22 protein-coding genes are annotated in these 23408 nt (G+C 63.4%); 5 read left to right on the forward strand and 17 right to left on the reverse strand.

Annotation, left to right across the window (positions count from 1 at the left end):
- Positions 1-62: 62 nt before the first annotated feature.
- Genes NR193_RS09290 through yajC form a run of 4 tightly spaced genes read right to left on the reverse strand, consistent with a single transcriptional unit; the run spans position 63 to position 4273 of the window.
- Entirely contained in the window at positions 63-905 is an 843-nt protein-coding gene (locus NR193_RS09290) for a phytoene/squalene synthase family protein (RefSeq protein ID WP_256750571.1), read from the reverse strand.
- Between the two features lies 1 nt (position 906).
- Positions 907-1299 (reverse strand): Mth938-like domain-containing protein, encoded by a 393-nt coding sequence (locus NR193_RS09295; RefSeq protein WP_256750572.1) that lies wholly within the window; start codon positions 1297-1299, stop codon positions 907-909.
- A 28-nt stretch (positions 1300-1327) separates the two neighbouring features.
- Complete coding sequence (gene secDF / locus NR193_RS09300) at positions 1328-3880, reverse strand: protein translocase subunit SecDF (RefSeq protein WP_256750573.1); 2553 nt, start codon at positions 3878-3880, stop codon at positions 1328-1330.
- Between the two features lie 51 nt (positions 3881-3931).
- Positions 3932-4273 (reverse strand): preprotein translocase subunit YajC, encoded by a 342-nt coding sequence (yajC, locus tag NR193_RS09305; RefSeq protein ID WP_010909882.1) that lies wholly within the window; start codon positions 4271-4273, stop codon positions 3932-3934.
- Positions 4274-4566: 293 nt separating this feature from the next.
- Here yajC and NR193_RS09310 point away from each other — a divergent pair, with 293 nt between their 5' ends.
- A complete protein-coding gene (locus NR193_RS09310) occupies positions 4567-5442 on the forward strand; it encodes an ATP-binding protein (RefSeq protein ID WP_256750574.1) in 876 nt (291 codons plus the stop codon).
- A 97-nt stretch (positions 5443-5539) separates the two neighbouring features.
- Here the strand turns inward: NR193_RS09310 and NR193_RS09315 are convergent, their stop codons facing one another.
- The 13 genes from NR193_RS09315 to NR193_RS09375 form a co-directional block, all read right to left on the reverse strand.
- The gene (locus NR193_RS09315; protein WP_256750575.1) at positions 5540-7072 is read right to left on the reverse strand and encodes a peptidoglycan DD-metalloendopeptidase family protein; all 1533 of its coding nucleotides are present in this window, start codon (positions 7070-7072) and stop codon (positions 5540-5542) included.
- A gap of 246 nt (positions 7073-7318) precedes the next feature.
- The gene (locus tag NR193_RS09320; protein ID WP_256750576.1) at positions 7319-7978 is read right to left on the reverse strand and encodes a protein-L-isoaspartate(D-aspartate) O-methyltransferase; all 660 of its coding nucleotides are present in this window, start codon (positions 7976-7978) and stop codon (positions 7319-7321) included.
- Positions 7975-8733, reverse strand: coding sequence for a 5'/3'-nucleotidase SurE (gene surE / locus NR193_RS09325; RefSeq protein ID WP_256750692.1), 759 nt, complete (start codon positions 8731-8733; stop codon positions 7975-7977). Before surE ends, NR193_RS09320 begins: the two co-directional genes overlap by 4 nt.
- Positions 8733-10037 carry a serine--tRNA ligase gene (gene serS / locus NR193_RS09330; RefSeq protein WP_256750577.1) on the reverse strand — a complete coding sequence of 435 codons (1305 nt, stop codon included), beginning with the start codon at positions 10035-10037 and terminating at the stop codon, positions 8733-8735. The genes surE and serS overlap by 1 nt, the downstream gene beginning before the upstream one ends.
- 112 nt (positions 10038-10149) lie before the next feature.
- Entirely contained in the window at positions 10150-11025 is an 876-nt protein-coding gene (gene tatC, locus NR193_RS09335; protein ID WP_256750578.1) for a twin-arginine translocase subunit TatC, read from the reverse strand.
- Positions 11022-11750 carry a Sec-independent protein translocase protein TatB gene (gene tatB, locus NR193_RS09340; RefSeq protein ID WP_256750579.1) on the reverse strand — a complete coding sequence of 243 codons (729 nt, stop codon included), beginning with the start codon at positions 11748-11750 and terminating at the stop codon, positions 11022-11024. Before tatB ends, tatC begins: the two co-directional genes overlap by 4 nt.
- A gap of 29 nt (positions 11751-11779) precedes the next feature.
- Positions 11780-12001, reverse strand: coding sequence for a twin-arginine translocase TatA/TatE family subunit (locus NR193_RS09345; RefSeq protein WP_013895102.1), 222 nt, complete (start codon positions 11999-12001; stop codon positions 11780-11782).
- A gap of 169 nt (positions 12002-12170) precedes the next feature.
- Positions 12171-12935, reverse strand: coding sequence for an SMC-Scp complex subunit ScpB (gene scpB / locus NR193_RS09350; protein ID WP_256750580.1), 765 nt, complete (start codon positions 12933-12935; stop codon positions 12171-12173).
- Entirely contained in the window at positions 12932-13732 is an 801-nt protein-coding gene (locus tag NR193_RS09355; RefSeq protein ID WP_256750693.1) for a ScpA family protein, read from the reverse strand. The genes scpB and NR193_RS09355 overlap by 4 nt, the downstream gene beginning before the upstream one ends.
- 60 nt (positions 13733-13792) lie before the next feature.
- Positions 13793-14812 (reverse strand): beta-N-acetylhexosaminidase, encoded by a 1020-nt coding sequence (nagZ, locus tag NR193_RS09360; protein WP_256750581.1) that lies wholly within the window; start codon positions 14810-14812, stop codon positions 13793-13795.
- Positions 14813-14947: 135 nt separating this feature from the next.
- Positions 14948-18202, reverse strand: coding sequence for an SPOR domain-containing protein (locus NR193_RS09365; RefSeq protein WP_256750582.1), 3255 nt, complete (start codon positions 18200-18202; stop codon positions 14948-14950).
- Between the two features lie 103 nt (positions 18203-18305).
- Complete coding sequence (gene argS, locus NR193_RS09370) at positions 18306-20063, reverse strand: arginine--tRNA ligase (protein WP_256750583.1); 1758 nt, start codon at positions 20061-20063, stop codon at positions 18306-18308.
- A gap of 74 nt (positions 20064-20137) precedes the next feature.
- Positions 20138-21352: a deoxyguanosinetriphosphate triphosphohydrolase gene (locus NR193_RS09375; protein ID WP_256750584.1), complete on the reverse strand. Its 1215-nt coding sequence runs from the start codon at positions 21350-21352 to the stop codon at positions 20138-20140.
- A gap of 76 nt (positions 21353-21428) precedes the next feature.
- Between NR193_RS09375 and erpA the strand changes: the two genes are divergently transcribed.
- The 4 genes from erpA (at position 21429) to NR193_RS09395 (ending at position 23402) form a co-directional block, all read left to right on the forward strand.
- Complete coding sequence (gene erpA / locus NR193_RS09380) at positions 21429-21776, forward strand: iron-sulfur cluster insertion protein ErpA (protein ID WP_091575307.1); 348 nt, start codon at positions 21429-21431, stop codon at positions 21774-21776.
- Positions 21777-21786: 10 nt separating this feature from the next.
- Complete coding sequence (locus NR193_RS09385; protein WP_256750585.1) at positions 21787-22179, forward strand: VOC family protein; 393 nt, start codon at positions 21787-21789, stop codon at positions 22177-22179.
- A gap of 7 nt (positions 22180-22186) precedes the next feature.
- Positions 22187-22981, forward strand: coding sequence for an exodeoxyribonuclease III (gene xth, locus NR193_RS09390; RefSeq protein ID WP_256750586.1), 795 nt, complete (start codon positions 22187-22189; stop codon positions 22979-22981).
- A 121-nt stretch (positions 22982-23102) separates the two neighbouring features.
- Positions 23103-23402 (forward strand): hypothetical protein, encoded by a 300-nt coding sequence (locus NR193_RS09395; RefSeq protein ID WP_256750587.1) that lies wholly within the window; start codon positions 23103-23105, stop codon positions 23400-23402.
- Positions 23403-23408 lie beyond the last annotated feature (6 nt).

Raw genomic sequence — 23408 nt, forward strand, 5'->3', positions numbered from 1 at the left:
GCTTGTCGTCTTAGGCGACAGTTCCCAACTCGGCCGAATCCTTAGCATGATTGACGTTTACGTCAAAGTGCCGGCCAGCCCTTGCCTGCTCGACGCAGCAGCAGCCAATGCCGGCGCAGGGCCGACAGCCGCGTAACGCCGTCGAGAGGCGAGCCACTCTCCATTTTCGTCAGGTAAGCGCGCGACAGGGCCAGCGGCAGAAATGCCGGACGCAGCGAGACCGGCAGCGCCGACGCCCCTTGCTCGAAGGCGGAAAGATGGTCCCACGCCAGCGCGATCATCGCCGCCACCGCGCGCTTGGCGCCGGGGCCGCCGTCACCGGCAACAAACTCTTCCGGCGAAGAGCCCGCCGCCGCCAGGATATCGACCGGGACAAAACACTGGCCACGTTTGCGGTGCAGTGGCAGCAGGAGCAATAGGCCAGTTATCGCCTGGGCGCAGCCGGCCCTACCCGCCAGTTCGGCAAAACGCGGTGCCTCGACGGGATCGAGCACCATCGCCGCAAGCTGGATGAGCGCGGCTGCCGTCTCGCCGCAATAGCCTTCGAGATCGATGCGCGACGGCATCGGATCGTCATAGAGATCGAAAATACGCGCCTCGAGCATGTTGTCGAAGGCCGGTTTCGGCAAGTTGAACGCAGCAATGCTGGTGTTCAGGGAATCGGCAACAGGATGGCCGGCACCCGCCTCGCCGCCGGTGGCAACGACATCGCGCCACCATTGCAGCCGTACTTCGCCGGGCAACGGCTCGTGAATGCGATCCCGGATGCCAGCGATCTCGGCATTGAAAGCGTAGAGCGAAAACAGCGCGTCGCGCTTGTCGGCCGGCGCGTAGAGCGCGGTGAGATAGCGGTCGTGGTCGGCGGCGCGCACCGCGTCCATGACGATTTGGGCATTTTGGGACATGTCAATCGACGGCAATCAGCGCGGCGGCCACGGCGCGGTCTTCCGCCAGAAGGACATTGTAGGTCCGCACCGCAGCCCCCGTCGACATCGGGTCGGACGCGATGCCCGCCGCCTTCAGCGCCGCGCGTAGCGCCGCCGGCAGCGGCCGGAGTTCCCTGCCCATGCCGACCAGCAGGATTTCGACCTTGTCGGCCTCGGCCAGCAGCCTGTCGAAATCCGTCACCGTCAGCGCGGTGGCGTCGGCCGGCTCCCAGCCATGGATGCCGGATGGCAGGCACAGAAGCGAGCCGCGATGCGACATGTCGGCGAAGCGGAACCCGCCATTGCCGTAGGCCTCGATCGGCGCGCGGCCGGGAAAATGCGCCTCGCGGATGACGATGCCTTTGCCGGTCACCGTTGTGTCACCCCTTCGGAGCCGCGCGTCAGGTCGCGACCGCCTTGCCGCCGCCGACCGGCTTCTCCTCGTCGGAGGTTGTAGCCTGCGGCCGTAGCTTGAACAGGATCAGCAGCGGTGCCGCGATGAAGATCGACGAATAGGTGCCGAACACGACGCCGAACAGCATGGCCATGGTGAACGAGCGGATCACCTCGCCGCCGAACAGCACCAGCGCCAGCAAGGCGAGGATCGTCGTCACCGAGGTCAGCGTCGTCCGCGACAGCGTCTCGTTGATGGCGTTGTTCAACAGCTGCGGCAGCGGCATTCGCTTGTATTTTCGCAGATCCTCGCGGACACGGTCGTAGACCACGATCGTGTCGTTCAGCGAATAGCCGATGATGGTCAGGATCGCCGCCAGCGACGACTGGTTGAATTCGAGCCCGGTGATGACGAAGAAGCCGAGCGTCATCACCACATCGTGCACCGTCGCCACGATGGCGCCGACCGCGAACTGCCATTCGAAGCGGAACCAGACATAGACCAGGATGCCGAGCAGCGCGACCAGCATGGCGATCGTGCCTTGCTTGGCCAACTCGCCGGAAACCGTCGGTCCCACCACTTCGACGCGGCGGAAATCATACTGGTCCTGCAGTTCGCCACGCACCTTGTCGATGACCGTCTGCTCGGCATTCTCACCGCCATCCTGCGTCCCGACGCGGATCAGCACGTCGTTCGGCTCGCCGAACTGCTGTACCTGCACTTCGCCAATGTTGAGTTCCGTCAATCGGCCTCTGATATCGGCGAGATCGGCAGTGCCGCTCTTGGCCTGCACTTCGATCAGCGAACCGCCCTTGAAATCGATGCCATAATTGATGTCGATGGTCATGAACAGCACGACCGACAGAACCGACAGGAAGCTCGACAGCGCGAACGTCCAGCGGCGGATGCCCATGAACGGAATCTTCGTGCCCGGCGGAATGAAGGTCACCGGCGCCTTCGGCAATTCCTTCGGACGGGCACGGCGCAGCCAGATCGACACCAGCAGCCGGGTGAAGGTGAAGGCGGTGAAGACGGTGGTCAGGATGCCGATGGCGTAGGTGATGGCAAAGCCCTTCACCGGACCCGTACCGAGATAGAACAGCACCACGGTGGCGATCAGCGAGGTGACGTTGGAATCGACGATGGTCGCCAGCGCCTTGGAGAAGCCGGTGTCGATCGCCTGGATCACGGAACGGCCGTTACGTCGCTCCTCGCGAATGCGTTCGTAGATCAGCACGTTGGAGTCCACCGCCATGCCAATGGTCAGCACGATACCGGCGATACCGGGCAAGGTCAGTGTCGCGCCAAGCAGTGACAACAGCCCGACGATCATCGCCACGTGCACCGCCAGAGCGATGTTGGCGAGGAAGCCGAGGAAGCCGTAGGCGACGAACATGAACGCAACGACGAGGATCGAGCCGATGATGCCTGCGACCTTGCCGGCATGGATCGAATCCTGGCCAAGGCCGGGGCCCACCGTGCGTTCTTCGATCACCGTCAGTGTTGCCGGCAACGCACCGGCGCGCAGCAGCACGGCGAGATCGTTGGCGCTCTGGGCGGTGAAATTGCCGGAGATCTGGCCAGTGCCGCCGAGGATCGGCTCACGGATCTGCGGCGCCGAGATGACCTGATTGTCGAGCACGATGGCGAACAGCTTGCCGACATTCTGCGAGGTCGCCTGGCCGAAACGCGCCGCACCCTTCGAATCGAAGCGGAACGAAACCACCGGCTCGTTGTTCTGCGAGTTGTATGTCGCCTGCGCATCGACGAGGTTCTCGCCCGAAACGATGACGCGGTTTTCGATCAGGTAGGGAACCGGCGGATCATCCTGCGAATAGAGGATCGAGGAGCCGGCAGGCGGACGGCCGTTGAGCGCATCCTGCACCGGCATCGACTGGTCGACCATCTGGAAGGTCAGTTTGGCGGTCTGGCCGAGGATTTCCTTCAGCCGTTGCGGATCCTGCAGGCCAGGCACCTGGACCAGGATACGGTCATCGCCCTGGCGCTGTACGATCGGCTCGGTGGTGCCGAGCTCGTTGACACGGCGGCCGACCACTTCGATCGATTGCGTCAGCGCCGTCGAGGTGCGGTATTTGATGCCGGCGTCGGTGACGGTGAACTTGAGCAGGCCGGGCTCGGAATCATCCAGCGTCATTTCCTGGATGGAGCCACCGCTGAACAGGCCGGCAGCGACCGGATCGGTCAATGTCTTCAGCGCCTTCTTGGCGGCGTCGACCTGGGCGAGATCGGTGATGCGGACCTGCACGGTGCGGCCCGATCCGGCAAGGCCGGTATAGCCGACCTTGGCATCGCGCAGCAGCGTCCTGATCTCGTCCCGCGTCGTTTCCAGCCGATCCTTGATCAGATCGTTGGGATCCATCCTGAGCAGGATGTGCGAGCCGCCCTGCAGATCGAGGCCGAGCGTCATCTGCCGCTTCGGCACCCAGCTGGGCAGTTGGGCCAGCGTACTGGCGGAGAACAGGTTGGGCGCGGCGAGGATCACTGTGATGGCCACGGCCACCCAGATCAGGATCATCTTGAAGCGCGAAAAATACAACATATGGCGTCGTCCGTCAGAGCGTGTCCGCGGATCGCTCCGCCTGGAATTTGGTTACTTCTTGGCGTTCTGGTTGGCCACCGGCTCGCCCTTGACGCGCACGTCGGCGATCGTCGAGCGCAGCGCGGTCACCTTGGTGCCACCGCCGAGGTCGATCTCGAGCTCGTTGTCGTCGATCACCTTGGTCACCTTGCCGACAAAGCCGCCGCCGGTGACGACAGTGTCGCCGCGACGAACCGCCGCCAGCATCTCGCCGCGCTTCTTCAGCTGCGTGCGCTGCGGCCGGATGATCAGAAAATACATGATCACGAAAATCAGGACAAACGGCAAAATGCTGATGAACATATCTGGAGAGGCGCCGCCGATGCCTTGGGCGTATGCCGGTGTCACGAACATCGAGAGTACTCCTGAATTTTGAAAACAGCCGCCAACCGTCCTGCGGAGTTTGGCGGCCCCTTGAAATTTGGCCGGAATATAGTCGGTAAAGTTGTCAATGCAACTGCGCGGCTGGGCAAATCGGCTGCTTTTCCGGCCTGTTGAGCCGTGTTAGAGCATGACCGGGAAAAGCGCGAGCCGGTTTTCGGAAAAGATCACGCTCGAACAAAAGCTTGCAACCGGTTTCGAACCCGACGGAATCGGACAGGTCCACGCTCCCACACTTCAAAACCGCGAAAACACAAAAGCCAGACATGACCGACAGCAGCATTGACGCCCTGAACCAGAAGCTCGACCGCCTGATCGAGGCGGTCAGCCGCCTCGCCCCGCAACCGGTGCCTCGAACCGATCTCGGCGAGGCCGATTGCTTCGTCTGGCAGGCCGACCCCGGTTTTCTGGAGCCGGTACGCAAGGTCAATCGCGTCGACATCGGCCTGATCCGTGGCGTCGACCGTGTCCGTGACATCCTTGTCGACAACACCGAGCGCTTCGCCGCCGGCTATGCCGCCAACAACGTGCTGTTGTGGGGCGCGCGCGGCATGGGCAAATCGTCGCTGGTCAAGGCCGTGCACGCGGACATCAATTCCAGGGCCAAGTCCGACCTGCCGTTGAAGCTGATCGAGATCCACCGTGAGGACATCGACACGCTGCCGAAGCTGATGGGCCTGCTGAAGGCGGCGCCCTTCCGCTTCATCCTGTTTTGCGACGACCTCTCCTTCGACCACGACGATACCTCCTACAAATCGCTGAAGGCAGCGCTCGAGGGCGGCGTCGAAGGCCGCCCGGCCAATGTCATCTTCTACGCCACCTCCAACCGCCGCCATCTGTTGCCACGCGACATGATCGACAATGAGCGCTCGACCGCCATCAACCCGTCCGAGGCAGTCGAGGAAAAAGTCTCGCTGTCCGATCGTTTCGGCCTGTGGCTCGGCTTCCACAAATGTTCACAGGACGAGTATCTTGACATGATCGACGGCTACGTCCGTCATCATGGCTTGGCCATCGATGCCGAGACATTGCGCGCCGAGGCACTGGAATGGGCGACGACGCGCGGCAGCCGCTCGGGCCGCGTCGCCTGGCAGTTCACGCAGGACCTGGCAGGTCGGCTTGGCAAGCCACTCAAGGATTGACTGCCCAAGCCAACTGAAAAAGCCCGCTCCTTGCGGAGCGGGCTGAGCCGGCGGGCCGGACTGGAGGTCAGGCGGCCTGCAAATCGCTTTTTTTGTTCTATTCGAGATAGCCCGACGGATCGACCGGGGCCGAGTTCTTGCGCACCTCGAAGTGCAGCTTCGGCGAGTCCGTCGTGCCGCTCATGCCTGACAGTGCGATTTCCTGGCCGCGCTTGACCTTCTGGCCGCGCTGGACCTCGATCGAACTGGCATGGCCGTAGACGGTGACCAGGCCATTCTCGTGGCGCACCAGCACCGTATTGCCGAACTCCTTGAGGCCGTCGCCGGCGTAGATGACGACGCCATTCTCGGCCGCCTTGACCGGCGTGCCTGTCGGCACGGCGATGTCGACGCCGTCCTTGCCAGCCCCGAAACCGGAGATCACGCGGCCGCGCACCGGCCAGCGCATCTTGCCGATGCCGGTGGCGTCAGGCGCGACAGCGTCGTCGTCCTCGGCCTGCTGAATAACCTTCGAATCTTTCTTCGGCGGCGTGTAGGACGCCAGCGCTTCCGACGGCGTCGTCTTTGCAGCCGGCTGCGTCGTTGCCGTGGTCACCGGATCGATCTTGGCCGGCTTGGCGCTGGCGACGGTCGCCGTTCCACCGGCCGGCACCTTCAGGGTCTGACCGATCTTGAGCAAGCCATCCTTCATGCCGTTGGCCTGCTTCAGCGCGACGACGCCGACGCCGGTCTTCCTGGAAATCGAGGACATCGTGTCCCCCGACTGGACCGTATAGGTGCCGGCGGCGCCGGTCGCCCTGGCCACCTGCACGGGCTTGGGCTCCTTGGGCTGGCTTGCGGCGGCCGAAGCGTCGACCTGAGCGGCGGACTTGCCCTCCTTGAGCTTCGGCTGCTGTGGCAGCACCGCGACCTTGTCCGGCGCGGTGGCCGGCAGGTCGCGCTTGCCGCCGTTTGCCGGCTTGGCGTCGGCGACTTTCGGCTCTGATTTGCTCGAATAGGCATAGGCCGGGATGATCAGCTTCTGGCCGGTCTTCAGCCCCTTGGTCGCGCTCAGCCCATTGACCTTCATGATGACATCGGCGGGCACCTTGTAGCGGTGCGCCAAGCCGCCAATCGTTTCGCCATCCCTGACGACGATCTCGGTGGCATGCGGGGTACCGGCCGCTGTCGCCACTCGCGGGGCGTCGGGCTGCGCCGTCTTGAACGGCGATCCCGCCGGAGCAACAGTGCCAGTCGTCGTCCTGTCGACGTGGGGAGCCGGACGCACCAAGGCCGGCGCCGATGCGACGCGGACCGGGTTTGCGGCAGGCGCAAGCGCCGGAGCCGGCTGCGCCTGGGCAACGGGCGGCGGCAGTGGCCTAGACGAAACCGGCTCGAGGCTGGAGCGGCTGACCGACTGCGTATGGCTGCCGTCGAGCGGAGCGGCCGAAACATCGCCTGGATAGGGCTGTACGGCATCCTGCTTGTTGATGATGGCGCGCTGATTGTTGGTCGAGGACGTGAAGACGTCGTCGACGCTGTTGAATCGAGAGGCCTGGGAACTGCACCCGGCCGCAGCGCCTGCAATCATGAGGACGGCGCAGCCTCGCGCCAGATTGCGCCCGTTTGCCTTCAAAACACTGAGTTGCATCGCAATAACCCGCACATACTCTTTACCAACTGGGCTTGATTAAAGCGCGTTAATGTTACTGGTCGGTTAACCCCTTAAAATCAGACGCAAATTTTCTTAAAATATTTGAGGCCGCTTGGAGAAGCACCGAGACCGGCTCAGGCGAGCTTGCAAGCGGTCTCCTCATTGAGCGCAAGTGGATTGCGCCGCGCTGTCACGGAAGCTCATGACCTCCCCGTGCGCAGGCGGCATCGCCTGGACAACAGGTTAGATGACGGCAGCCACGCTGCGCAGGATCGGCTGCAGCCGAACGAGGCCGATATCCTCGCGCTCGAACCGGCTGCCGACCTTGGTCAGCTTGGCCAGCACCTGTTCGCCCTCTTCGGGACCGATCGGGGCGATAACGATGCCGCCGCTCGACAACTGGTCGAGCAGGAAGCGCGGCAGGCTGTCGAAGGCGGCCCAGGCGACGATACGATCGAACGGTCCTTCATTCGGCAGCCCGCCGGAACCATCCGCCTGGCGCACGATGACATTGCCGATGCCAAGCGCCTCGAAACGCTGCCTGGCTTGCTCGACAAGCGTCTTGTAGCGGTCCGTGGTGACAACCCGCGCCGCCAGCCGCGACATCACCGCTGCCGTGTAGCCTGAGCCGGTACCGATCTCGAGCACGCGATTGCCCTGCTCGATGGTGAGCGCCGCGATCACCGCCGCCTGCATGTCGGCGCCTTCGATCGCCTCGCCGCATTCGATCGGCAGCATGCGGTCCGACCAGGCGATCTGATGGAACTGGGCACCAAGAAAACCACGCCGCGGTGTCGCCTCGAAAGCAGCGATCAGTGCCTTCGGCACCGTTCCCCGGCCGCGCAAGCGCAGCAAAAAGGCGGCGAAGCCTTCGCGATCATCGATTGGAAGCCCCTGATTCATGCAAGCGCCTTGCTCAGTTGGTCACGGATTTCATGCGCGGTGAGATCGAGATGCAACGGCGTCACCGACACCAGCCGGTTGTGCAACGCGTAGAGGTCGGTGCCGCGCTTGCCTTCGACCGGCTCGCGGCCGAAGCGCAGCCAGTAGTAAGGCAGCCCGCGCCCGTCACGGCGCTCGTCGACCCACAGGCTGTGCACGAGCTTGCCTTGCGAGGTGACCACCGTACCGGCGACTTCCTCGGGAAGGCAGTTCGGAAAATTGACGTTGAGCAGCACGCCGTCCGGCAACGGCGTCGCGACAAGCTTCTTCAGCAGCGCCGGCGCCAGCGCCTCGGTCGTCTCGTAAGGGACCACACGATCCTCGCCGACATAGCTGTAGCCCTGGCTGAGCGCGATCGAGCGGATGCCCAGCAGCGCGCCTTCCATGGCGCCGGCGACGGTTCCCGAATAGGTGACGTCGTCGGCGATGTTGGCGCCGGAATTGATGCCGGACAGGATCAGGTCCGGTGCACCCGGCAGGATCTTCTTGACGCCCATGATGACGCAATCGGTCGGCGTGCCGCGCACGGCAAAATGCTTCTCGCCGATCTTGCGCAGCCGCAGCGGCTCCGAGATCGACAGCGAATGCGCATAGCCGGACTGGTCTTGCTCCGGCGCCACCACCCAGACATCGTCGGACAGCGTGCGCGCGACGCGTTCGAGCGACGCCAGGCCCTCGGCGTGAATGCCGTCATCATTGGTCAGGAGGATGCGCATCATTTCGATTCGATCTTTTCCAGACCGCCCATGTAAGGCCGCAGCACTTCAGGAATGGTTACGCTGCCATCCTCATTCTGGTAGTTTTCGATGACAGCTATGAGCGCGCGGCCAACTGCGGTGCCTGAGCCGTTGAGCGTATGGACGAAGCGGTTGCCCTTGCCGTCCTTGTCCTTGTAGCGGGCGTCCATGCGGCGCGCCTGGAAATCGCCGCACACCGAGCAGGACGAGATTTCGCGATAGGCGTTCTGGCCGGGCAGCCAGACCTCGATGTCGTAGGTCTTGCGTGCGCCAAAGCCCATGTCGCCGGTGCACAGCGTCATGGTGCGGAACGGCAGGCCGAGCCGCTTCAGCACTTCCTCGGCGCATTGCGTCATCCGCTCATGCTCGGCGAGCGACGATTCCTGATCGGTGATCGACACCAGTTCGACCTTGTAGAACTGGTGCTGGCGCAGCATGCCGCGCGTGTCGCGCCCGGCCGAACCCGCTTCCGACCGGAAGCATGGCGTCAGCGCTGTGAAGCGCAGCGGCAGTTTTTCATGCGCGGTGATCTCCTCGCGCACCAGATTGGTGAGCGGCACCTCGGCGGTCGGGATCAGGCCAAGCCTGCCCTCCCCGTGCGGCGTGAAAAACAGATCCTCCTCGAACTTCGGCAGCTGGTTGGTGCCGAAAAGAACGTCGTCCTTGACCATCAATGGCGGGATGACTTCCTCATAGCCATGCTCGGTCGTGTGCAGGTCGAGCATGAACTGGCCGAGCGCGCGTTCCATCCGCGCCAACCCGCTCTTCAGGATGGTGAAACGCGAGCCGGACAGTTTCGCCGCCCGCTCGAAATCCATCATGCCGAGCGCTTCGCCGATCTCGAAATGCTCCTTCACCCAGTTCGGGCGCGTCGGTATCTTTCCAACGATGTGCTTGACCACATTGTCGTGCTCGTCCTTGCCGACCGGCACATCGTCGAGCGGCACATTGGGCAGCACCGCCAGCGCATCGTTCAGCGCCTTGTCGAGTTCGCGTTCGCGTGCCTCGCCGTTCTGGATGAAGGTCTTGATCTCGCCGACTTCGGTTTTCAATTTTTCGGCAAGTGCCGCATCGCCCGAGCGCATGGCGTTGCCGATCTCCTTCGAGGCGGCGTTGCGACGCTCCTGCTTCGTCTGCAGCTCGGTGACGTGCTCGCGCCGCGCCTCGTCCGAGGCGATCAGCCCATCGACCGTGGACTGCGCTTCACCGGTCGACCAGGAGCGCTTCACCAGCGCCTCGACAAGGGCCTTCGGGTTGTCGCGAATCCATTTGATATCAAGCATGGTTTTTCCGTCCTCAAGCTGGGCTAGAGGGGCGTAAACCGCATCCTTGATCGATGCAAGATGAGGCTGGGCGGCGGTTGTCGTTTTCCGCCGCGAGCACGGGCCTGTTACTTTACGAAGCTGCCGGCGCCGGTGGCTCGTCCGGCGCTTTGTCCGCCACGGCTTCCGCGGCGTCCTGCTTCTCGCGCGCCACCCGCTGCCTTTCCTGGTCGCGCTCGATCCACCGCGCGGCCCAGATGGAAACCTCGTAGAGCAGGATGGTCGGGAGGGCCAGGCCGATCTGGCTCATCGGATCGGGCGGCGTCAGCACCGCCGCGACGATGAAAGCAATGACGATCGCCCATTTGCGTTTCTCGGCCAGCCCCTTGGACGACAGCATGCCGACGCGCGTCATCAGGCTGGTCACCACCGGCAGCTGGAACACCAGGCCGAAAGAGAAGATCAGCGTCATGATCAGGCTGAGATATTCCGACACCTTCGGCAGCAGCGAAATCTGCACCTGGTCGTCGGTGCCGGCCTGCTGCATTGCGAGGAAGAACCACATCACCATCGGCGTGAAGAAGAAATAGACCAGCGAGGCGCCCATCAGGAACAGGATGGGCGACGCGATCAGGAACGGCAGGAAGGCGTTGCGCTCGTTCTTGTAGAGGCCGGGCGCGATGAATTTGTAGATCTGCGTGGCGATCAGCGGAAAGGCGATGACCATGCCGCCGAACATGGCGAGCTTGACCTGGGTGAAGAAGAATTCCTGCGGCGCGGTGTAGATCAGCTCGACCTTGTGCGGATCGAGCCCCGCCCACTTCGTCGCCCATTTGAACGGGACGACCAAAAGGTTGAACAGCCTCTTGGCGAAGAAGAAGCAGACCAGGAAGGCGACGAAGAAGCCACCCAGCGACCAGATCAGCCGCCGGCGCAACTCAATGAGATGCTCCATCAGCGGCGCCGACGATTTTTCGATCTCGTCCTTTTCCTTGTCCGAAACGCTCACTTGGCGGCTCCAGCCGTCTTCTTGGCCACAGGCTTCTTCGCGGCGGCCGGTTTCGGCTCGGCTTTCGCCACGGCTTTGGTCGCGACCGCCTTGGCCGCTGCCGGCTTCGTTGTTTTGGGCATTTCAGGCTTTGAAGCCGCCACGACTTTCGCCGACGCCTTGGCCGGCGCTTTTGCCGCCGGCGTCGCCTTTGCCGGTGGAGCCTTGGCCACTTTCTTCGCGGATGCCTTCGGCGCCAAGACAGGTTCGGTGGGCGCCGACGATGTCACCACTGATTCATCGGTCATTGCCGGGAAAATCGGCGCTGCTGGCGCGGCTTCCGGCCCGTTGACGCCAGGCATGGTCGTTGCGCCGTTCTTCAACGGTTCGGTCGCCTGCGGCGTCGAAGCGGCGGGTGCTGCCGGATCGGCGGCCGGCTTCGGCTTCATCGCCGCGTCGACGCCCGAGCGCACATCGGCTGCTGCCTGCTCGAATGGATTGAGCTGTTTGCGGATCTCGGCGGCCGGACTGAGGTTCCTGAGCTCGTCGACCGACTTCTTGACGTCGTCGAGCTCGGCTTCCTTCAGCGCTTCGTTGAACTGTTTCTGGAAGTCGGACGCCATGGCGCGCAACTTGGCCGTCGTGCGGCCGAAGGTGCGCAGCATGTTGGGCAAATCCTTGGGCCCGACGACCACGATCATGACGATCGCAATCACCAGCATTTCGGTCCAGCCGACTTCAAACATGGCTATCTGTTCCGACTAGAACCTGTGGCTCAGCTCTTGCTGGCTTTTTCCTTCACGGCCGAGACGGTCTCGTCGGCACGGTGTTCGACGGTGCGCTTGTCTTCGGCAACGTCGTCGTCGGCCATGCCCTTCTTGAAGCTCTTGATGCCCTTGGCCATGTCACCCATCAACTCGGGAATCTTGCCACGGCCGAACACCAGAAGCACGATCACCAGCACGATCATCCAATGCCAAATCGAAAATGAACCCATAGCAAATCTCTCTCGAATGTTTTCCCTGGCGATGATCTATGCGTTTTCGCGTTGGGATTCAAACACAACTGCGACAGAGTTTATGAAAGGGTGGCGGATGTCACGCATTTTCGACGCCATGGCCCGCTACGAATCCGCGCATCCTCGACAAATGGGCTGCAATTGCCAGTCAATCTTCCGTGACGCGCGGCGTCAGCAGGCCGAGTTCCTCGAGATCGATGTCCGTCAGCGCATCCTCGTCGTCGGTCAGCGCGTCGGGATCGGCCGGCGGCTGTGGAATGGAGAAATTCGACGGCATGCGGCCTGAAAGCAGCCCGGCGCCCTTCAGTTCCTCCATACCGGGAAGATCCCGGATTTCTTCCAGCGCGAAATGGTCGAGGAACGTGTCGGTCGTGCCATAGGTTACGGGACGGCCGGGCGTCCGGCGGCGGCCACGCATGCGCACCCATTCCGTTTCCAGCAGCGTGTCGAGCGTGCCTTTCGAGGTTTCGACACCACGGATGTCCTCGATCTCGGCGCGCGTCACCGGCTGGTGATAGGCGATGATCGCCAGCACTTCGAGCGCTGCGCGCGACAGCTTGCGCTGCTGCACCGTGTCGCGGCTCATCAGGAAGGCCAGATCGCCGGCGGTGCGAAATGCCCAGGCTTCGCCGACGCGCACAAGATTGACGCCGCGCCGTGCATAGATCTGCTGCAGTTCAGCCATGGCGACGGCGACGTTGATGCCGTCAGGCAGGCGCGCCGCGAGCTGCTTTTCGCTGACCGGTTCGGCACTGGCGAACACGATCGCCTCGGCCATGCGCACGGCTTCCGCCAGATGCAGCCGCTCCGCGGGGTTCTGTACCTGCTCGACCGGCTCCTCGGAAAACAGCGCCTCTTCCGGTTCGTCACCAACCTTGAACGGGAGAACCGAAGCGTTGGCGCGTTCACTCATGATGCCACCTCGACAGCCTTGATTGCCTGCACGCGGCCGCGCAGATAGATCGGCGCGAACACTTCGTCCTGCCGCACATCCATCTTGCCTTCGCGCACCAGTTCCAGCGTGGCCGCAAAGGAGCTGGCGATCGCCGTGCGCCGCTCCTCGGGGCTGGTCATGTACTCGATCAGAAAACTTTCCAGCGTCGCCCAGTCATGCAGAGCCCCGACCAGCCGGGTCAGGATATCGCGCGCATCCTTGAGCGACCAGACACCGCGCCTGGCGATCGTCACATTGTTGATCGCCTGCTTCTGCCGCTGCTGGGCATAAGCGGTCAACAGATCGTAGAGCGACGCCGAATAGGCGTTGCGCTTCTCGACGATGACCATTTCCGGCATGCCGCGCGCAAACACGTCGCGGCCGAGCCGATTGCGGTTGACCAGCCGCGCCGAGGCATCACGCATGGCTTCCAGCCGCTTCAGCCGGAACTGCAGCACCGCCGCCAGTTCCTCGCCGCTTTCGCCGTCGTCGCCCGGTTGCTTGGGAATGAGAAGCTTCGACTTGAGGAAGGCCAGCCACGCCGCCATCACCAGATAGTCGGCGGCAAGCTCGAGCCGCAGCGCCCTCGCCGTCTCGACAAAGGTCAGATATTGCTCGACCAGCGCCAGGATCGAAATCCGCGCCAGATCGACCTTCTGCGTGCGGGCGAGATGCAGGAGCAGATCGAGCGGACCTTCGAAGCCGGCCACATCGACAACCAGCGACGGGTCGCCAGTGACGCGTGAATCGTCGTTCTCGGCCCACAGACGGTCCATCGGTGCGGCCTTCGCGGCCTTGCTTTCCAATGTCTCCGCCACGTCCTCTCGCTTCCTTTGTCAGGCCACCGCGTCGAAATAGGTGGCAAATTCCGCACGTATCTCGGTTTCTTCAGCCGCGTCGCGTTTCTTAATATAGGTCAGCGCCCGCTTTGCGCGCTCGAGCGAAGTGCCTTCAAGCCCGGTGGTGCGCGATGCGATGCCGGCCATCTCCTCGAAAACACCGTTACAGTGAAGGACCAGATCGCAGCCCGCCGCAAGGATCGAGGCCGCCTTTGTCGGGAAATCCCCAGAAAGTGCCTTCATCGAGGTGTCGTCGCTCATCAGCAACCCGTCGAAACCGATCTCGCGACGAATGATCTCATCGATGACCTTGCCGGAGGTGGTCGCCGGATTGTTGGGATCGATCGCGCTGTAGACCACATGCGCCGTCATCGCCATCGGCAGATGGTTGAGCTCCCTGAACGGGGCAAAGTCATGTCGCTGCAGATCGCTCAGCGAGGCATTGACTATCGGCAATTCGAAATGCGTGTCGGCAAAGGCTCGCCCGTGGCCAGGAATGTGCTTCATGACCGGCAACCCCCCACCCGCCGTCAGGCCTTCGGCCGCGGCCCGGCCCAGTTCGATGACGGGGCGCGGCTCCTTGCCGTAAGCGCGCGCGCCGATGACGTCGCTGGCGCCTTCGATCGGCACGTCCAGCACCGGCAGGCAATCCGCCGTGATGCCATAGCGCAAGAGATCGAAAGCATGCAGCCGCGCCATCAGCCACGCCGCGCGCGCGCCGGCGTCGTGATCATTGCGCCACAATGCGCCGAGCGCACCGCCGGCCGGATAGTTCGGCGCCAGCGGCGGGCGCAGGCGCTGCACCCGGCCGCCCTCCTGGTCGATGAACACCAGCGCGTCCGGGCGTCCGATGCAGTCGCGCATCTCGGCGACCAGATCGCGGATCTGCTCGGTCTCGCCAATGTTGCGCGCAAACAGGATGAAAGCCCAAGGGCATTCATTGCGATAGAAATTGATTTCTTCGCGGGTGAGCGATTTCCCGGCACAGCCGAGGATCATGGATTTTGATTCGGTCATATCAGGAGTCTAAGGCTTCGCGCGATCAAAGGGAATCGCCCCGGGCCACATGCGGTCAAACGCCAGACCTGGCTTCACATGAAAAAGCCGGCGTGGCCCTTGGGTCACGCCGGCTTTGATTGGTTTGGTCAGCTCCTAGCGCGACACGAAGCAGTTGCCGCCGGCCGCCTTGTAGCTTGTGCACAGGTTGATCGCATCGTTGCGCGACTGCGCGGGCACGCGGACACGATAGAACGTACCCTTGCCGGCGATCTCGGCCTTGACGATGTTGGCGGTGCGGCCGGCAAGCACGCTGGCGTAGCGGCGCTGCAGGTCCTGATAGCTGGACTGGGCGCTTTCGACCGTCGGCTGCGAAGCGATCTGCATCGACCATGAACCCCCGCCGGTCGCGGTTGACGACGGATCGATGGACGCAACCTGATCCGGCTTGACCTCACCGACGACATCAACCGGCTGGTCGGACGGGCGCTGCGGCGCGACCGGAACCTTGGCCGGCGTGTTGGCCGACTGGGCCTTGGCCTCAGCCTTGGACTTGGCTGCCGGCTTGAGCGCTGGCTCGTCATCCGCCTGGGCGGCGGCGGGCGCCACGGTGCCAGTCTGATCCGCATCGGCCTGCGCCGACGGGGCAACATGCTGCGGCGCCGGATCGACCGGCTCGGTGGCGGCCACCTGCGGTGCGGCGGGCGTCGGATCCTCGCGCGGAACCAGCGAACCGTCCGACTTGACCACCATGGTCCTCACCTTGCGCGGCGCAACCGCGACGACATCGGCGTTGGTACCCTTGTCGGCATCCTGCAGCACCTGCGCGATGCGATCCTCGGATTTCGGCGCCGGAACGGCCGCAACGGCATTGCCGGCCGCATCCGCTCCATCAGTGGCGGCGGTGGCCTCATCGGCCGTACCCGGCGAAAGATCGATGGCACGAGCCGGGTCCTTCGCCTGCACATCCACAGGCTCTTCAGTGTTAGTGACCAGCTTTTCCTGGACCGGCTCGGCGGGCTTCGCCCCCTTGGCCACCGCGTCGTAGACCTTGTTGTCCTGGTTGGGCACCACGGCGCCGCCCGGATTTTCCGGCTTGACCTTGATTGGCGTATTGTCGGCCTTGACGATCACCGGCGCCTCGCTGCCGCCCTTGCCGCCGAATGACAGCGCAAAGGCGCCGAGGCCGCCAGCCACTGCCACGGCACCGATAATCGCGGCAATGAACATGCCACGCCCACGTGAGGATCTTGCGGCCTCCCGCTCGCCGAGCCCCGGAACAGACATTGCCTCGTCCAGTTCGGGATCGTAGTCGAGCTCGTCGACGGTGAAATCTTCCGCCTGTGAAACCGGCTGGCTGGCGGGCAGGTTGTCGAGGTTGAAGCCGTCGACGGCATCGGCATAACCCGTGGGCGCCGCCGCGCGGGCAGGCATTTCCATCGGCCGCGCCGCATAGGTCCGCGCTTCCGCTTGATAGGCCGGCTTGAGCCCCTCATAGCCCGGCTTGGCCTGGTCATAGCCCGGCTTGAAACCGGCATTGTAGGATTCATCGTCATAGGACGCGCTGGGCGCGTTGGCCACCGGCGCGGCGGCGACATCCACCGTGTTCATGTCGGTGAGAAGACTGGCGAACTCGGCATCAAGATCGTCATAGCCAGACGCCGACGGCTCGTCTTCCTCGAAGTGCAGTTCCGGAATGTCGAGATCGTCCGCCAGCGCCACGACACGTTCCGGCACATCGACGGTCTCGACATCAGGCATTTCTTCGTAACGAGCGGGCTGTCGCGACTGCGGCACGGATACAGGGGCTGCAGGGGCGACAGTCTCAATCGGCTCGGCCGTACGGTAGGACGGCACGGCAGCCACTGCCGGCGTCGCGGCCATGGATGCCATCGAAGCCGTCGGCTGAGCGGCAAATGCCGGCTGTTGCGGAACCGGTGTCACGCGGCTCCACGAGCGGGCAGGTTCTGCCGGTGTGGAACGCTCCGCCAGCCAATCGAGAGAATCAGCCTGATCTTGCCGGGAAGCGGCCACGTCACGCGGATCGAGGCTTTTGGCCAGCGCCGCGTCGAACGCATCATTGTCGAAATCGACATCAGCTTGTCCGGCGATATCCGCTTCGGTGGCCTGGGCGGCGGCAAGGTGTTGCGGCTCATCGGGCGTGGTTTCGTCAAGATCCCAGTCGAGGTCGCCAACGAGATCAGTCGGTTCATCGGCGCTTTTTGCCGCGGCAACAGCCGGCTGGGCGGCGACGGCTGGCTGAACCATGACGGCCTCGCTGGCCACCGGCGCCGTGCGCGCGGTCATGGCGCCCAGCAGCGCGTTCAACTCGTCTTCCAGGCTTCGTTCATCCGCGATGGGGGCATGCACCGGCTCGGCCACAGTGGCGGCTGGCGCTGCCGGCTGAAACGCGGTGGCGGCAACCTCGGCAACCGACTCTTCGGCCGTGTCGACAAACGCATCATCGAAATTCAGGTCGAAAGCATCGTCCGACGTCTTTTCGGCGCTGTGGCTTTCGCCCTCCGCCTCCACTTCATCACTGAGCAAGTCATGCGTTTCCGGCGCATCGAAAGCGACCGGGCGATCCGCGGCAAGATCGAAATCCATGTCGACATCAGCCATGGCGTCGTCCGCGTGGCCGGCGAAATCGCCGTTGGAGATCGCCTGGGCGTCACTCGCGGCTGCATGGGCCGGTATGGGGTACGCGATCGCATCCGCCGTCGTGTAGGGCTCCGCGGACGAATGGTCGTCCAGCATCAGCTCGTCCTCGAGCGAATTCGCAACCGCATCGTCGAATTCAGGATCGTAGGCCGGCTCGACAGAAGCATGCATGTCGGCAGCGGCAACAACGTGCTGGGCTTCGTCGGCTTCGTCATCGATCTGGAAATCCTGATCGAGCGACGCCGCGAGCTCGTCTTCCATCGGCTGATCGTCTTCGAAGGGCGAAACGTCTTCGAGCGAACTGGCGACGGCATTGTCGAAATCGGAGCCGAAAGCCGCCTCGACGGATGGCGCGGGTTCGGCAGCGCCGAGATCAGCATGGCCGGCGACGGCCGCGTGATCGTCGAAATCCGCCATGTCCAGATGGAAATCGTCATCGAGCGACACAGCAAGATCGTCGTCCGCCGCACTGACGGCAGCCGTTTCGAACGCCGGCTCAGGAGCCTCGGCAACCGGAGCGGCGTCGCTGTCATCGGCGCCGAACTCGCCCATCAGTTCCTTTTCGAGGTCGATGTCGAAATCGCCCTCTTCCACCGGCTGACCGGCGACGGCAGCTTTCTGCTGGGCAGGCGCTTGCGGCCTGACCGGCTGGCGCGGGTCGAATCCCATGATCCTGGTCAGTTCCGCAAACGGATCATCGGCGGCGATGTCGTTGTGGTCGGCTACTCTCAGCTGGGTTCTGTCTGCCATTATTGTTCCCGAACTCGCACTCATTCGGACGCCATGGACGTCGCGTAGGGTTGGCCCTTACCAGCGCAATGTGGGCAAAAGGTGACAGGTTTTTTAGTCAAACCTAACGCATTTCGGTGGGCGCGGCGGCTCCGATCAACGTCAGGCCGGACGTCAGAACGTCCGAAACAGCCTGCACCAGCCCTAGTCTGGCATGCGTCAATTGTCGGTCGTTAACCTTAACAAAACGTAAGTCCGGATTATCGGTACCGCGGTTCCAGTGTCCATGGAAACTGGAAGCCAGATCGTAGAGATAAAATGCCAGCCGATGGGGCTCGAGCGCAAGGGCCGCGGACTCGATCAGTCGTGGATATTCGGCAAGCTTGCGGATCAGGCCTATTTCGCCCTCGTCGGTCAGCGATGTCACGGCGGCGGCAAGGCTGGCGCGGTCGAAATTTGCTTCGCCCAACTGCTCACTCGCCTGCCGGAACACCGAATGGCAGCGTGCCGAGGCGTACTGCACGTAGAACACCGGGTTATCCTTGGACTGCTCGGTCACCTTGGCGAAGTCGAAATCGAGCGGCGCATCGTTCTTGCGATAGAGCATCATGAAGCGGATCGCGTCGCGGCCAACCTCCTCCACCACTTCGCGCAGGGTGACGAAATCGCCGGAGCGCTTCGACATGCGCACCGGTTCGCCGTCGCGAAACAGTTTCACCAGTTGGCACAGCAGCACCGTGAGTTTCACTTCGTCGCCGGCAATCGCGCGTGCCAGGGCTTCCAGCCGCTTGACATAGCCGCCATGGTCGGCGCCGAGCACGTAGATCAGGTCGACGAAGCCGCGATCGACCTTGTCCTTGAGATAGGCAACGTCGGCAGCGAAATAGGTGAACGAGCCATCGGACTTGACCAGCGCCCGGTCCATGTCGTCGCCGACTGCCGTCGAGCGGAACAGGGTCTGCTCGCGATCCTCCCAATCGTCGGGCTTCTCGCCCTTGGGTGGCGGCAGCTTACCCTTGTAGATATGGCCCTTCAGCGTCAGGTCGGCGATCGCCGAGCGGATCTTCCTCGCATTGTCAGCGTGCAGCGTGCGCTCGGAAAAGAACACGTCGTGATGCACGTTGAGCATCGCCAGATCCTCGCGGATCATGGCCATCATCGCATCGATGGTGCGATCCTTGACGATGGCGAGAGCCTCGTCGTCCGGCATCTGCAGCAAGGAGTGGCCAAACTCCTTGGCCAGCGCCTGACCGACAGGGACGAGATAGTCGCCGGGGTAAAGCCCGGCCGGGATCTCGCCGATATCCTCGCCAAGCGCCTCGCGGTAGCGCAGCAGAACCGAACGGCCGAGCACGTCGATCTGCGAACCGGCATCGTTGATGACATATTCCTTGGTCACGTCGTAGCCGGCAAAGGCCATCAGATTGGCGAGCGCATCGCCGACCACGGCGCCCCGGCAATGGCCGACATGCATCGGGCCCGTCGGATTGGCCGAGACATATTCGACATTGGTTTTCCTGCCACCACCGACCGTCGAGCGGCCATAATTGCGGCCCTCGCCGAGCAGCGCGGTAAGATGCGCCTGCCAGAAACCGTCCTTCAGCCGGAGATTGACGAAGCCAGGCCCGGCCACTTCGGCGGCGGCGACATCCTTGTCGTCTCGCAGCGCTTGCGCCAGCCGTTCGGCCAGCACGCGCGGATTCTGGCCCGTGGGCTTGGCCAGCACCATCGCCGCATTGGTTGCCAGGTCGCCGTGGCTGGGGTCGCGCGGCGGCTCGACGGCAATGCGAGACAGGTCCGGCGAAACGCCGTCATTGTCTTTCAAATCAAGTGCTTCGACGGCTTTTATGATTCGCGCGGTGAAATCGGCGAAAATGTTCATTGGTCTGACTCTGGGGTCTGGCGCTGGCGGCTTGCAGGGAATCCGGCTGGTTGGCCGGCAAAATCGAGCCCGCCCTAGCTCAAATCCGGCGTATGGTCAAACAAACGCCGGTGCTCCTTGAGCGCATAGGTGTCGGTCATGCCGGCCAGGAAATCGGCGACGCTGCGCGCCTTGATGCGATCGTCGGCCCGATCCAGCCCCTCGCGCCAGCCGTCCGGCATGGCGCGAGGGTCGGCGAAGTAGACGTCGAACAGGCCCCTGACGATCTGCTCGGCGTCGGCGCGCACCCGCATGACCTCCTCGTGCCGATAGAGATGCTTGTAGAGAAAAGCCTTCAGTTCCTTCTCGGCCGCAGCCATCGCAGTCGAGAAGGTGACCATGGTCTCGCCCGCCGCCCGCACCGCGTCGGCGCTCTGCGGCCTGATGCGCTCCAGATTGGCGGTCGTCGACTTGATCACATCTTCGACCATGGCGGTGATCTGCCGGCGCATCAGCTCATGGCCGGTGCGCACGGCATCGAGCACTGGATAGCGTGCACGCACGCCTTGCAGGATCGTTCCCGGCAGCGAAACAGTCTCCAGCATGTCCAGCGTCAGCAGCCCTGCCCTCAGGCCGTCGTCGATATCGTGCGTGTTGTAGGCGATATCGTCGGCGATCGCCGCGCATTGCGCCTCGATGCCGGCAAAGCGGTCCAGCTCGAGGTCGTGCAGCTGTGAGTAATCACGGATCGCTTGCGGCACCGGCCCTTTCAGGCCCTTGCCGTTGGCGTCCGTCATCGGCCCGTTGTGCTTGACCAAGCCTTCGAGTGTTTCCCAGGTCAGGTTCAGCCCGTCGAATTCGGCGTAGCGCGCCTCCAGCCTTGTCACGATGCGCAGCGATTGCGCGTTGTGGTCGAAGCCGCCCCATTCTGCCATTTTCTCGTTCAGCGCATCCTCGCCGGTGTGGCCAAAGGGCGTGTGGCCGAAATCATGCACCAGCGCCACCGCCTCGGCGAGATCCTCGTCGCCGCGCAACGCTCGCGCCAGGGCGCGGGCGATCTGCGCCACCTCGATCGAATGGGTCAGCCGGGTGCGATAGTGGTCGCCCTCATGGGCAATGAAGACCTGCGTCTTGTGCTTCAGCCGCCGGAATGCCGTTGAATGGATGATGCGGTCACGATCGCGCTGGAACGGCGTGCGGGTCGGGCTTTCGGCCTCGTCGAAAAGCCGTCCGCGCGACTTTGCCGGGTCGCAGGCATAGGCCGCGCGCGGCCGATAGCCGAATCCGATGTCGCCAAGCTCATTTGTCATGGCTGATGCCGCCGCAGTTGACTTGCCCCGTCGCGCTTCATACCTATCATGTGAAACCGAAAGCAAGGTGACGCCCATGGGCGCGGATGCCAAGACTGCCATGAAAGTTGATATGACCGAGGCCGCCGCCAAGCGGATCGCCAAGATTGTCTCGGGGCAAGCCGGCAAAACGGCGTTGCGCGTTTCGGTCGAAGGCGGCGGTTGCTCCGGCTTTTCCTACAAGTTCGATCTGGTCGACACCCGCAACGACGATGACGTCGCCATCGAGAAGGATGGCGCCACGGTGCTGATCGACGACCTGTCGCTGGTCTACATGGGCGGCTCGGTCATCGACTTCGTCGACGATCTGATGGGCCAGTCCTTCCAGATTCGCAATCCGAACGCGGTCGCCTCCTGCGGCTGCGGCACCAGCTTCTCCGTCTAAAGCCATTGCCATGCCTGCCATCGGCGCGGTCCGTCAGATCGCGCTGTCGGCCGGACGCGACCTCGATGCGACATTGGCCTTCTGGCGCGATGTGCTCGGCATGAACCTGCATGCGCGCTTCGATCCACCAGGCATTGCCTTCATTATGGCCGGCGATGTGCGGTTGCTGTTCACTGACGGCATACCGGCCGGAACCGTCTATCTCGACATGTCAGGCCTCGACGATTTCCATGCCCAGGCGAGGACCGCGGGTGTGCCGTTCACCGCGCCGCCGACGCTCGTCCATCGCGACACCGAAGGCCAGTTCGGTCCGGCGGGGGAAAGCGAATGGATGGCCTTCCTAAAGGACCCGGCCGGCAATACGATCGGCCTGGTCGAACGCCACCCGCCGCAAGAACAATGAGACCGTCATGAAAATCGTCACCTGGAACATCAACGGCGTCCGCGCCCGCATCGGCAACCTGACCCATTGGCTGACCGAGAGCGCACCCGACATCGTCTGCCTGCAGGAGATCAAGACAGTCGACGACCAGTTCCCGCGCGCCGAGATCGAGGCGCTTGGCTACAATGTCGAAACCCATGGCCAGAAGGGCTTCAACGGCGTCGCCATCCTGTCGAAGCTGCGCTTCGACGAAGTCATCAGAGGCCTGCCGGGCGATGATGCCGACGAGCAGGCGCGTTTCATCGAAGGCGTTTTCTCGACCGACAAGGGCGCGTTGCGTGTCGTCTCGCTCTATCTGCCGAACGGCAACCCGATCGATGACGAGAAGAAGTTCCCCTTCAAGCTTTCCTGGATGGCGCGGCTGGAGCGCTGGGCCGAGGGTCGGCTCAAGTTGGAGGAGGCCCTCGTGCTTGCTGGCGACTACAACGTCATTCCCGAGCCGATCGATGCGCGGTTTCCGGAAAACTGGCTGGGCGACGCGCTGTTCCAGCCGCAGACACGACAGGCCTTCCGCCGGCTGCTCAATCTGGGTTTCACCGAGGCGGTGCGCGCCGTCACCGACGCACCCGACACCTATACGTTCTGGGACTATCAGGCGGGCGCCTGGCAGAAGAACAACGGCATCCGCATTGACCATTTGCTGCTGTCGCCGGAAGCCGCCAACCGGTTTTCATCCGCCTCGGTCGAAAAGCATGTGCGCGCCTGGGAAAAGCCGTCCGATCACGTGCCGGTGGCGATCGATCTCGCGCTGCAGCCGGCCTGACGGCCTTCTACCGCGGGGTGTGGCAAATACCGCCCCGCCTCGTGCGCTGATACCGGCCCCCAACCCTCATATCGCCACAATCGCGCCGTTGACTTGGGATCAGCGTGGCGGCTGGGTTTCCATGACCATACGATTTGTTCTTTGTCCGATCGGCCTGGCATTTGCCATGGTCGCCCCTGCAGCGGCACTTGCCGCCCAGGAATGCCTGGCCAATGGAAAATCGTACCCACTTGGCCAGGTCGTATGCCTGACGGTTGCCGACAAAAGCCATCTTGCCCGCTGCGAGATGGTGCTCAACAACACGTCGTGGACGAAGATTCAGGACAGCTGTCCTGAAAACACGCTGGCGCCGCACCCGCATGTCACGCCGATCTCGACACCGGCTCCCAGCATGGTGCCGACGGAACCGACCGAAAACTGATCAGGA

Source organism: Mesorhizobium sp. Mes31 (assembly GCF_024519675.1).
Classification (GTDB): domain Bacteria; phylum Pseudomonadota; class Alphaproteobacteria; order Rhizobiales; family Rhizobiaceae; genus Mesorhizobium.

Excerpts from the sequence above, each read along its gene's own strand:
- NR193_RS09290 (WP_256750571.1), bottom strand. The coding sequence starts at position 905 with ATGTCCCAAAATGCCCAAATCGTCATGGACGCGGTGCGCGCCGCCGAC.
- secDF (WP_256750573.1), bottom strand. The coding sequence starts at position 3,880 with ATGTTGTATTTTTCGCGCTTCAAGATGATCCTGATCTGGGTGGCCGTG.
- yajC (WP_010909882.1), bottom strand. The coding sequence starts at position 4,273 with ATGTTCGTGACACCGGCATACGCCCAAGGCATCGGCGGCGCCTCTCCA.
- NR193_RS09310 (WP_256750574.1), top strand. The coding sequence starts at position 4,567 with ATGACCGACAGCAGCATTGACGCCCTGAACCAGAAGCTCGACCGCCTG.
- NR193_RS09315 (WP_256750575.1), bottom strand. The coding sequence starts at position 7,072 with ATGCAACTCAGTGTTTTGAAGGCAAACGGGCGCAATCTGGCGCGAGGC.
- NR193_RS09320 (WP_256750576.1), bottom strand. The coding sequence starts at position 7,978 with ATGAATCAGGGGCTTCCAATCGATGATCGCGAAGGCTTCGCCGCCTTT.
- surE (WP_256750692.1), bottom strand. The coding sequence starts at position 8,733 with ATGCGCATCCTCCTGACCAATGATGACGGCATTCACGCCGAGGGCCTG.
- serS (WP_256750577.1), bottom strand. The coding sequence starts at position 10,037 with ATGCTTGATATCAAATGGATTCGCGACAACCCGAAGGCCCTTGTCGAG.
- tatB (WP_256750579.1), bottom strand. The coding sequence starts at position 11,750 with ATGTTTGAAGTCGGCTGGACCGAAATGCTGGTGATTGCGATCGTCATG.
- NR193_RS09345 (WP_013895102.1), bottom strand. The coding sequence starts at position 12,001 with ATGGGTTCATTTTCGATTTGGCATTGGATGATCGTGCTGGTGATCGTG.
- scpB (WP_256750580.1), bottom strand. The coding sequence starts at position 12,935 with ATGAGTGAACGCGCCAACGCTTCGGTTCTCCCGTTCAAGGTTGGTGAC.
- NR193_RS09355 (WP_256750693.1), bottom strand. The coding sequence starts at position 13,732 with ATGGACCGTCTGTGGGCCGAGAACGACGATTCACGCGTCACTGGCGAC.
- nagZ (WP_256750581.1), bottom strand. The coding sequence starts at position 14,812 with ATGACCGAATCAAAATCCATGATCCTCGGCTGTGCCGGGAAATCGCTC.
- NR193_RS09365 (WP_256750582.1), bottom strand. The coding sequence starts at position 18,202 with ATGGCAGACAGAACCCAGCTGAGAGTAGCCGACCACAACGACATCGCC.
- argS (WP_256750583.1), bottom strand. The coding sequence starts at position 20,063 with ATGAACATTTTCGCCGATTTCACCGCGCGAATCATAAAAGCCGTCGAA.
- NR193_RS09375 (WP_256750584.1), bottom strand. The coding sequence starts at position 21,352 with ATGACAAATGAGCTTGGCGACATCGGATTCGGCTATCGGCCGCGCGCG.
- erpA (WP_091575307.1), top strand. The coding sequence starts at position 21,429 with ATGGGCGCGGATGCCAAGACTGCCATGAAAGTTGATATGACCGAGGCC.
- NR193_RS09385 (WP_256750585.1), top strand. The coding sequence starts at position 21,787 with ATGCCTGCCATCGGCGCGGTCCGTCAGATCGCGCTGTCGGCCGGACGC.
- xth (WP_256750586.1), top strand. The coding sequence starts at position 22,187 with ATGAAAATCGTCACCTGGAACATCAACGGCGTCCGCGCCCGCATCGGC.
- NR193_RS09395 (WP_256750587.1), top strand. The coding sequence starts at position 23,103 with ATGACCATACGATTTGTTCTTTGTCCGATCGGCCTGGCATTTGCCATG.